This is a genomic window from Candidatus Omnitrophota bacterium (assembly GCA_028717245.1).
In the GTDB taxonomy this organism is placed as follows: domain Bacteria; phylum Omnitrophota; class Gorgyraeia; order Gygaellales; family Profunditerraquicolaceae; genus JAGUYA01.
Window position 1 is genome coordinate 25715 of sequence record JAQUOD010000012.1, and the last position, 10905, is coordinate 36619.

The 10905-nt window shown below is 45.4% G+C and carries 10 protein-coding genes; all 10 read right to left on the reverse strand.

What is annotated here, in order from left to right; translation table 11 throughout:
• Positions 1-103: 103 nt before the first annotated feature.
• Complete coding sequence (locus tag PHV44_06975) at positions 104-718, reverse strand: MlaD family protein (protein ID MDD5593004.1); 615 nt, start codon at positions 716-718, stop codon at positions 104-106.
• 15 nt (positions 719-733) lie between these two features.
• Positions 734-1495 (reverse strand): ABC transporter ATP-binding protein, encoded by a 762-nt coding sequence (locus PHV44_06980; GenBank protein ID MDD5593005.1) that lies wholly within the window; start codon positions 1493-1495, stop codon positions 734-736.
• Complete coding sequence (locus PHV44_06985) at positions 1492-2274, reverse strand: ABC transporter permease (GenBank protein MDD5593006.1); 783 nt, start codon at positions 2272-2274, stop codon at positions 1492-1494. The genes PHV44_06980 and PHV44_06985 overlap by 4 nt, the downstream gene beginning before the upstream one ends.
• Positions 2271-4688: an ATP-dependent Clp protease ATP-binding subunit gene (locus PHV44_06990; protein ID MDD5593007.1), complete on the reverse strand. Its 2418-nt coding sequence runs from the start codon at positions 4686-4688 to the stop codon at positions 2271-2273. The genes PHV44_06985 and PHV44_06990 overlap by 4 nt, the downstream gene beginning before the upstream one ends.
• A gap of 93 nt (positions 4689-4781) precedes the next feature.
• Positions 4782-5831: a protein arginine kinase gene (locus PHV44_06995; protein MDD5593008.1), complete on the reverse strand. Its 1050-nt coding sequence runs from the start codon at positions 5829-5831 to the stop codon at positions 4782-4784.
• Between the two features lie 30 nt (positions 5832-5861).
• A complete protein-coding gene (locus PHV44_07000; protein ID MDD5593009.1) occupies positions 5862-6365 on the reverse strand; it encodes a UvrB/UvrC motif-containing protein in 504 nt (167 codons plus the stop codon).
• Between the two features lie 2 nt (positions 6366-6367).
• The gene (gene ilvE, locus PHV44_07005) at positions 6368-7237 is read right to left on the reverse strand and encodes a branched-chain-amino-acid transaminase (GenBank protein MDD5593010.1); all 870 of its coding nucleotides are present in this window, start codon (positions 7235-7237) and stop codon (positions 6368-6370) included.
• Positions 7238-7332: 95 nt separating this feature from the next.
• Complete coding sequence (locus PHV44_07010; GenBank protein ID MDD5593011.1) at positions 7333-8007, reverse strand: ABC transporter ATP-binding protein; 675 nt, start codon at positions 8005-8007, stop codon at positions 7333-7335.
• 83 nt (positions 8008-8090) lie between these two features.
• On the reverse strand, positions 8091-9281 hold the full coding sequence (locus PHV44_07015; GenBank protein ID MDD5593012.1) for an ABC transporter permease: 1191 nt from the start codon (positions 9279-9281) through the stop codon (positions 8091-8093).
• Positions 9278-10726: a lysine--tRNA ligase gene (gene lysS / locus PHV44_07020; GenBank protein MDD5593013.1), complete on the reverse strand. Its 1449-nt coding sequence runs from the start codon at positions 10724-10726 to the stop codon at positions 9278-9280. Before lysS ends, PHV44_07015 begins: the two co-directional genes overlap by 4 nt.
• Positions 10727-10905: the final 179 nt, after the last annotated feature.

A 10905-nucleotide genomic window follows, 5' to 3' on the forward strand; every position in this document is an offset into this window, starting at 1 on the left:
ATGGTTCAATGTGTAATGGAAAAAAATTCTTTTGTTTTTGACATTACACCTTTCTTTTGCGTTACACCCGCTTTACACATTACACAGACGATATCATATCGTCTTATTTCTTTTCTTTTGTTTTTATCAACAGTTTCCAGGGATTCTTCCTTACATCCGTAACCAAGGCATCCAACTCGTTATATATTTTATCTTCGTAAAGGAGCTTGCCGAGTGTGCCTTCCTTATGGACAATCTTCTCAATACCCTCGTTTAAATTCTGGGCGATGTTCTTAGCCAATACCGAAACCTCCTGCATAGGAATGGGGTCTACCCCTACTATATGCTGTTTGGGCTTGACGAATTTAGTAAAGTCATTCCCGGGCATAATCTCGATATATTTTTCACCTAATAGCCCTAAGGTATTCACCCAGATACTGGAATCAGGGGGTATCTTTATGTCTTTCTTCACCAGGCCTATTATCTGCACTACAGGCTTAGGCTTAGACGGAAGTTGAATAAAATTTATCTCCTTAATCTCTCCTACATCCACGCCGGCAAACCTTACCGGAGCGCCGATTTTGACGCCGTTGGCGAAGTTAAAAAGAAAACTGACTTCATAGGTCGAGGCCATGGTTTTAAAATCCCCGATGTATAAAACAAAGAGCGTCAAGATCAAAAGCCCGACAAACACAAAAATCCCTACCTTTAATTCTAATTTTGATTTGCCGAATATCATTTTATAGCCTCCGTTTTATCTAAAGGTACCCAGCGTTTCGGTTATCGGCCCGTGCGACAGGCCGTTTATAAACTGGTGCACTATGGGGTGTTCGGTGTTCTGGATTTCCTCTACCGTGCCTTCGGCAATAATCTTGCCCTGATAGAGCATGGCGATTTTATCCGCTACCCTATAAGCGCTCTTCATATCATGCGTCACCACGATGGAAGTAACCTTTAACTTATCATGCAGGCTTTTTATGAGTTCATTTATGCCGTCTGCGGTAATCGGGTCAACTCCGGTGGTGGGTTCATCATAAAGTATGATTTCGGGTTTGATGCAGATTGCCCGGGCCAGGGCCACGCGTTTTTTCATGCCGCCGCTTAACTCCGCAGGCGTAAGATTTACAATACCGCCTAAGCCTACCAGAGATAACGCCTCCTCTATCCTCTCCAATAATTCCTTCTGGCCGATTTTAGTGTGTTCGATAAGGCCAAAACCCACATTCTCGCCCACGGTTAAGGAATCAAAGAGCGCCCCGCCCTGAAAAACTAACCCTATTTTTAACCTTAGGATATCTAATTCTTTCTCGTTTAATTCGGATATGTCCTGGCCGCCAACCAGGACCTGCCCGCTCTCTGCCTGCAGTATACCTACAATATGCTTTAATAAAACGGATTTCCCGCAGCCCGAACGGCCGATAATCACGCAGGTGGAGCCCTTTTCAATAGTCAGGCTAAGCTTATCCAGGACTTTGTGTTTGCCGAAATATTTGGTTAAATCCTTTATCTCTATCATGGAAAAATAAAATAAAATACGGCGGTAAAGAAGCAGTCGCAGGCGATAATCATGATAAACATGGTCACCACGGAAGAAGCAGTGGCCTTACCCACGCCTTCTGCCCCGCCTTCCACGTTAAACCCTCCGTAACAACTCACAAAGGCAATAATCATACCGAAGAAGAGTGCCTTAAAAAGCCCTGTGAATAAATCTTTATAGAGGAGCGCGCTAAAGGTAATATAACGATACATCCCCGAAGAGACGCCCAATTTGTAAACACAAATAAGGTACCCCCCGAATATACCGATGATATCAGAATATAACGTTAAGATAGGTAACATTATGCTCAAAGCTAGAAAGCGCGGGACTACCAGGTATTTTACCGGATTGGTAGCCAGTGTCTGCAGGGCATCTACCTGTTCAGTGACCTGCATTGAGCCAATCTCGGCAGTAATGGAGGCGCCCACCCTACCGGCAACTACCAGGGCAGTAATTACCGGGCCTAATTCCCTGACCATAGAAAGCGCGACAATACTGCCGATATACATCTCTGCACCCAGCCGCTGCATCTGGTAAGCAGTCTGCAGAGCCATAATCACGCCGATAAAAAAGGCGACCAGGGAAATGATGGGGAAACTTTCCACTCCTGCTTTTTCACACTGCTCATAGATGCGCTCTTTTTTAAAAGGCGGGATAAATATCCAATAGAAAGTCTGAGACGCCAAAGTAACTAAGCCTCCCAAAAAAGAAAAGAATGTCACAATTTTACTGCCTGCGGTAAATAGTATATTTTTCATTCTTCGAAAATCAGCTCCTGGTTCTTACGCGTTACTTTCACCTTTGAACCCTCTTTAAACCTCTTGGAGATTATCTCAGAGGCCAGGGGATCTTCAAGGAACCTCTGTATGGTCCTCTTTAAGGGCCTGGCGCCGAATACGGGGTCAAAACCCTTTTCAATCAGGAAATCCTTGGCTTCCTGGCTCACCTCTAACGCGATATTATGTTCTTTTAATCTATCCGCCACAAAATTCACTTCGATATCAATAATACGCTCCAAATCCTCTTTCACTAAGGGCCTGAAAACTATAATATCGTCTATACGGTTTAAGAACTCCGGCTTAAAGGTACGTTTTACTTCTTCCAACAGTTTTTCTTTCATTTCCTGATAAGTGACTTCTTCCTTTTGCGTCTTAAAACCCAGGGAGCCGGTTTTACGGATTAACTCCGCGCCCACGTTAGAAGTCATGATGATCACGGTATTGCGGAAATCCACTTTTCTGCCGAAACTATCGGTGAGCCGGCCGTCTTCAAATACCTGTAAGAGTAAATTGAATACATCCGGATGCGCCTTTTCAATTTCATCCAGCAAGATAACCGCGTAAGGACGGCGCCTGACCTTTTCCGTAAGCTGGCCGCCTTCCTCATAACCTACGTATCCCGGAGGGGCGCCGATAAGACGGGAGACATTAAACTTCTCCATATATTCCGACATGTCTAACTGTAAAAGCGCGTCTTCGTCGCCAAACATAAATTCAGCCAGGGCACGGGCTAAAAGGGTCTTGCCTACGCCGGTGGGGCCTAAAAATATAAACGAACCAATAGGCCGCTTGGGGTCTTTGATGCCTGCACGCGAACGCCGGACAGCATGGGCAATCGCAGAGATCGCCTCCTCCTGCCCGACCACGCGTTTATGCAAATCTTCTTCTATTTTTAATAATTTCTCGCTCTCTTTTTCTTCCAACCTGATGATAGGGATACCCGTCCACTGAGAAACAATTTTGGCAATCTCTTCTTCGCCTACCTCAGGCCGCATCTTGTCTTTGGCCTGCGACCATTCCCGGTTTAACTGCTCCAATTCCTGGCGCACCTGCCTCTCCTGATCCCTTAAAGCAGCTGCCTTCTCAAAATCCTGGCTTTTGATCAGGGCCTCTTTTTCTTTTCTGATATTCTCTACCTTTTCTTCCAGCTTTTTAATCTCCGGAGGCACTACTAAAACATTTAACCTGGCGCGCGAACCTGCTTCGTCAATTAAATCTACTGCCTTATCCGGAAGGAACCTGCCGGAGATATAGCGTTCGGATAACTTTGCCGCTGCTTCCAAGGCCTCATCCTTAAAGGTCACCCGATGGTGCGCTTCGTATTTATCCCGTAGCCCTTTAAGTATTTCAATGGCCTGCTCCACAGACGGCGGCTCAACCATGATCGTCTGGAACCTGCGCTCTAATGCCGCGTCCTTCTCGATATACTTCCTGTATTCATCCATAGTGGTAGCGCCGATACACTGCATTTCCCCGCGGGAGAGCGCGGGTTTTAAAATGTTAGAGGCATCTATTGCGCCTTCCGCTGCTCCGGCGCCGACTAAGGTGTGCAGCTCATCGATAAAAATAATCACGTCCTGTGAGCGTTTTATTTCTTCCATCACTGCTTTAATTCTTTCTTCGAATTGCCCGCGGTATTTTGTCCCCGCAACCATAAGCGCTAAATCTAAACCGATAATGCGTTTGTTACGCAGTATTTCCGGCACATTACCGGCAATAATAGACTGGGCAAGTCCTTCTACGATTGCCGTCTTACCCACGCCTGCTTCACCTAATAAAACCGGATTATTTTTCGTGCGCCGGCTTAAGATCTGGGTGACCCGTTCAATTTCATTATGCCGGCCGATAACCGGATCGAGTTTATTATCCCTGGCTAAGTCAGTCAGGTTTCTGCCAAAGGCATCCAGGGCAGGGGTCTTGGTCTTTGCCTGCTGGCCCTGACCAAAATTAGGTAATGCCGAACCTAAGAGTTCCATCACTTCATTCCTGACTGTATTCAAATCCATACCCATATTCAATAATACCTGCGAGGCCATGCCTTCGCCCTCACGGATTAAACCCAATAAAAGATGCTCCGTACCGATATAATTATGCCCTAATGCGCGTGCTTCTTCGGCAGCCAATTCTAACGCCTTCTTGGCACGGGGGGTAAAAGGTATGTCCCCGATAATCTGGGTGGTCGGCCCGGGCTGCACTAATTTTTCAATCTCCAGGCGGATCTTCTCTAAAGAAACCCCCAGTTTCTGCAAGACGGCCGCAGCTACTCCTTCCCCCTCCCGGACTAAGCCCAAAAGAATATGCTCTGTGCCGATATAATCGTGGTTAAAGCGCCTGGCCTCTTCCTTGGCTAAAATAATTACTTTTCTTGCCCTCTCCGTAAAACGATTAAACATTGTTTTCCTCCCTAAAAGACTTAGTTGTATCAAAGTGTCAAAGTATCAGAGTGTCAAAATCAAATCTTTTTTGACACACTGACACCTTGATACTTATACGCTTAACTTTTCTCTAATCAGGTCTGCCCTCTTGACATCCCTTTCCTGGCTGGTCAACTTTTTATTCTCTAATTTCTGCAGGTGCGCCGGCTGGGTAATAATAAATAATTCATTTATCGCGCTGCGGCTGAGTTCCTTGATTATCCCCACATCCGAGCCTAACCTGACCAGAGACAAAAGCTCTATGGTTTCCTGGCTGGTGATGATGTGAGCGCTTTTTAAGATACCCACGCTGCGGTTTACCCTGTCTTCCAGGGCAGCCTTATTTTTAAAAAGCATTACTTCCCTGGCCTGTTTTTCCTGCGTAATAATCTGGTTAATAATGGCATTAATATTTTCTATGATTTCACTCTCACTGTGGCCCAAAGAAACCTGGTTAGAGATCTGAAAAAAATTACCGGTGGCCTGGGTGCCTTCGCCGTATAACCCGCGCGTAGTAAAGCTTAATTTAGCCAGCGCCGCTAATACGCGGTTAATCTGGCCGGCCATAACCAAAGCCGGTAAATGCAACATCACTGACCCGCGCATGCCTGTGCCGGCATTAGTAGGACAGGCAGTAAGATAACCCCACTCCGGTAAGAATGCAAAAGTTAATCCCTGGGTGAGGCTGTCGTCTATTTTATTAAGATTATCCCAGGCATCAAAGAGGTTAAGCCCGGACTGCATATATTGCATTCTAAGATGGTCCTCTTCATTAATCATAATGGCGATTCTTTCTTCTTCGTCTATGACTACTGCCTTGCTATCTGTCTTCTGGGCATGCTCTAAGGACATCAAATGCCTTTCAACCAAAAATTGTTTATCGATGTTATCCAGGTCCGTTAATTTAAGAAAGAGCGATTTTTTTAAGGAGGGGATATTATCCAAAGCCTCCTTGATTGTGGCCATGGCCTGCTCGCCCTGTTTTTTGTCCGCCCAGTGCGGGAAGGGCGCCTTGTCCAGGTTCCTGGCCAGGCGGATGCGGCTGGAGATAACAATGTCCGAATAGGGGCCTGTATCCTTGAGCCATTCGCTGGTGTGATTTAAAAGGTCATTCAGTTCCATATTTTGTACCTACATGCTACCTGCTGTCTACTACATACCCTGTTTTCTTTCTAATTCTCTAATCTGGTCGCGAAGTTTTGCCGCCTCTTCAAATGCCTCTGCCTCAATTGCCTCTTGGAGCCGGCGGCGTAATTCCTGCGGGTCCACCTTCTTCCTGACAACTTTAACGGGCTCCTTAATAGGAGACTTGCCTATATGCTGGTTTGAGCCGTGGATCTTCTTCAATAACACCCCCAGGTATTTCCTGAAGGAACTGTAACACTCGCCGCATCCGAGCCGGCCTATCTTTTTAAAGTCCGCGTAAGTGAGGCCGCAGTTTGCGCATTTTACCGCTACAGCCTCTGCCGTATCTTTGGCAGGCTTCTCAAAATCTACCAGGCCCGCTAAAAGGTCACTCAGCCCGAACTGCTGTTCCATCTGCGCGCTCTTTTGATGCGCGCATTCTTCGCACAGATGCAGTTCGTTCATCTGCTCGTCAATGATCTCGGTCAAATGTACGGTAGCGGGATTCTTATTGCAAATATCGCAAAGCATACTTAATACCTCACGCCTAATTTTTTAGTCAGGCCTTTGAACTTTTTGGTCAGGCTTAAAGTCATCTTCCCCGGTTTTCCGGAACCGATGACCCTGCCGTCTACCTTAACTATGGGAATAATCTCCGCGGCCGTACCGGTGAGGAAACATTCGTCAGCAATGTATAATTCATGGCGCGTAAAAACATGTTCGTGCGTGGGGATCTTGTAACGCCTAGCCACTTCCAGCACCGTGTCGCGCGTCACGCCCCTTAAGGCGCCCATACACTCCGGAGGCGTATATAATTCACCCTTGCTGATGATAAAGATATTATCGCCGGTGCACTCTGCGATATAACCCTGCTCGTTAAGCATCAACGCCTCTTCATAGCCCAAATGCACTGCCTCTATCTTGGCCATAATGTTATTCAGGTAATTGAGGCACTTAATCTGCGGATTCAAGGCCTCATGGGAATTACGGGTGGTAGAAACCGTAATCATCTCCATGCCTTTTTTGTAAAGTGCTGCTGGGTAGAGCATGATTCTGTCAACGATGATGATAACACTAGCCTTTCCCTTACATTTACGCGGGTCAAGGCCGAGGTCGCCCTCGCCCCTGGTAACAATCAGGCGGATATATGCGTCATTTAACCCATTCTTACGCAGGGTCGCCACTACTGCCTTAATCATCTGCTCTTTTGTCAGGGGAATCTCCAGCATAATGGTGTGCGCGGATTCATATAGCCGGTTGATATGCTCTTTGAGCCGAAAGACCAGGCGGCTATAGGAACGGATACCTTCAAAGACGCCGTCGCCGTATAAAAGCCCATGGTCGAATACAGAAATCTTCGCTTCTTCTTTCGGATAAAATTTGCCATTGATATAGATTTTCATAGTATAACCTCCAATTTAAGCTAAGCGTATCAAAGTATCAGGTATCAAGGTATCAAAGTTTTTCTTTGACACTTTGACACAATGACACCTTGACACTAATTTACCAATATTCCATCTCTTAATTGATATACGGCATCCGCTATCTTTGCCAATTCCGCGTTATGCGTTACCAGGATAACGGCCATCCGGTTCTCTAAACTTATCTTCTTTATCAATGCGGTTATCTCATCGCCTGTTTTAGAATCGAGGTTACCCGTGGGTTCATCGCAAAGGAGCAGGCTTGGCTTGTTTATCAACGCCCGCACAATCGCTACCCTCTGCTGCTCTCCACCGGAAAGCTGATTCGGGAAGTGCTCCGACCTTTCGCTTAATCCTACCTGTTCCAAAAGCCCGGATGCCTTTTTTCGTAACTCGTAACTCGTAACTCGTAACTCGTAATTTATCAACGCAGGCATGAGCACATTCTCTAAAACGGTAAATTCTGATAATAAATGATAAAATTGAAAGACAAAACCTATCCTCTTATTTCTTATACCGGAAAGCTCTGTTTCGTTTAAGGCATAGATATTCTTCTCTTCAAAAATAACCTCACCCCTTGTCGGCGTATCCAATCCCCCTAAGATATGTAACAGAGTAGATTTACCCGCGCCTGAAGGCCCGACGATGGCTATAAGCTTACCCTTATCTATGTTTAAATTTACGCCCCTTAATACTTCTAATTGCTTATTGCCGTTATAATAAACCTTATGTATATTCTTAGCTTGTAGCATGTTAGGTCTTAGGTCTTAGGTCTTAGGTCTTAGGTCTTAGGTCTTATTCCCATGACCTATCACCTACAACCTACCACCTATTACTATTCGTACCTTAATGCCTCAACCGGCTTTAATTTTGCCGCCTTGCTTGCAGGATAAATAGTTGAAATCAAGGTAATGGCCATGGCTGAGAGAATAATCAAGACAATATCCGGCCAGAATTCTATGGATACAGGTAATCTGTCTATATAATAAATATCCTGCGGCAATTTTATAAACTGGTATCTTTTTAATAAGGCGCATAGCGCCATACCGCTTGCCGTACCCAATAAAATCCCCGATATTCCGATAGTCAGGCCTTCAATGGTAAATATGTTTCTTATCTTTGCCGGGGTCATGCCGATTGCCTTCAATATTCCGATATCCTTAGTCTTCTCCACCACCATCACTATCAACGTGCTGATGATATTGAAAGAAGCAACCAGTATTATCAAAGTCAGGATGATGAACATGGTGATCTTCTCTAATTTTAAGGCGGCAAAGAAATTCTGGTTTACTTCCATCCAGGTTTTTAAATTGAAATCAAAACCCAGCGTCCTGCTAAGTTCGCCCCTTATCTTATCCGCCAGATAAATATTATCTAATTTTATGGCTACGGCGCTAAAGGCATCACCCAGGCCCAATATCTCCTGTCCCGTTTTCAGATTAGTAAAAATCAGGTTCAGGTCATAATCATACATCCCTGAATTAAATATGCCTACAACCCTTAAAATACGCTCTTTGCCAAAAGGAGAATAAGTCAACAATTCTGAATTTAAACCTAAGCCCAGGTATGCGGCTAATTCCCTGCCGATGATTACGCAGTCCGGCTTAAGGTTACGCATATCCCCGCTTATAATATATTTTTCTATCTTGGTAACCGAGCCTTCCGTATCGGGGTCTATACCTTTGATGCCGACGGCAAGAAGGCGGTTCTCTTCCTTTAACAAGACCTGGCCCTGCACATAAGGGCTTGAGCCTTTGACGTGTTTATTCTCGGAAATCTTTTTTACTATCCCGGCGTATTCCGCGCTATCTATAGCCTTAAAACCCGTCAGCGTTATGTGCGAATAATTACCGACTATCTTCTCGCGCAGGTCATTATCAAAACCCGACATTACTGCGATCACCACAATCAAGGCCGCAACGCCTATGGCTATGCCCAAGACGGAAATGATACTGATAAGAGAAATAAATTTTTCTTTTCTTTTTGTAAGCAGGTAACGCCAGCTGATGAATAATTCAGCCTTCATTTTGCTTCCGGCCTGAGTAAAGGAAATAAAATCACGTCCCTAATCGATGGCTGGTCGGTGAACAACATCACCAGCCTGTCTATGCCTATGCCTAAACCGCCTGCGGGCGGCATGCCGTGCTCTAATGCCAAAACATAATCTTCGTCCACATTCTTCTTCTCGGCAGTATCGCCTTCTTTAATCTCTTCCTGAAAACGCCTCTTTTGTTCCTGGGGGTCGTTTAATTCCGAATAGGCATTACCTATCTCTACCCCCCCTACGTACAACTCAAACCTTTCTGAGATTAAGGGATTACCTTCTTTGGTCTTGGCTAAAGGGCATAAATTAGTAAAATAATCCGTAACAAAAGTAGGGTTAAGGTTCATCTCCTGCTCTAATATATCCTCGATTATTTTGGCCACCTGCGAACGGCTCAGCCTCCCTGCGCCCTTGGCAAAACCTTTATCCTGCAACTTTTTTAACATCACTCCTGCCTCATCCGCAGGGTCAATGGCGAATTTTTCCTTTACGGTCTGCGCAAAAGAACGCCTCTGCCAGGGCGGGGTTAAATCTATAGCTTTACCCTGATAGGTGAATTTTGTCTGGCCCCATATCTGCTTAGCCAAAGTAACGATTAAATCCTGGGCTAAATCCATCATATCTTCATAATTCGCATAGGCCGAGTATACCTCCAGCATGGTAAATTCCGGGTTGTGCTTTGTGGATACGCCTTCGTTACGGAAACTGCGGTTGATTTCATAAACCCTATCCAGGCCGCCGACGAGTAAACGTTTCAAATACAGCTCCGGGGCAATCCTTAAATATAAATCTATGCCATATTCATTGTGATGTGTCTTAAAAGGACGCCCCGCCGCGCCTCCGGGGATATCATGCATCATCGGGGTCTCTACTTCCAGATAGCCTTTATCGTCTAAGAAATCCCTGATTGCCTTCATAATCCTGGAGCGCATCAGGAAGACCTTCTTTACTTCTTCATTAGCGATTAAATCCAGGTAACGCTGCCGGTAACGCAGCTCTATATCTTTTAAGCCGTGCCATTTCTCAGGAAGCGGCCGCAAGGCCTTGGCCAATACGCTAAAATCTTCTACTTTTACCGTCGGCTCTTTGGTGTGAGTAGTAAAGAGCTTGCCTTTTATGTTGATAATATCCGCGATATCTAAATCTTCAAGGACCCGAAACTTATCCTCGCCGACAATGTCGCTTTTAAGATAAAGCTGGATCTTGGCTGTAGAGTCCCTCAAATCCATGAATACAGCCTTGCCATGTGAACGCTTAGCCATAACCCTGCCGCAGAGGTTTACGCCGCCTGCCTCCTGGAAATTATCCAGCGCCTTCTGGATAGTAATAGAGCCGCTAAAGGCCCGGTTATCATATAAACTCAGGCCTTTTGCCTTCAGGGAGGCGACTTTAGCTTTTCTTTGCGCGATAATCTCGTTTAGTTCCATAGTTTTATAATTATATAGGATAATTCAGGTTATGTCAACCCCGCTCTTCATCCAGTAATGCAAGGATTATTTCGCACTTTCGTATTGAAGCATCCTCTTAGGTTGTTGAATCGGCCTTAGGTTTATGTGTTTAATAAGGCCAAATATCCAAAGGTTAAGGCTGCGTTCGTTCTTAAAGT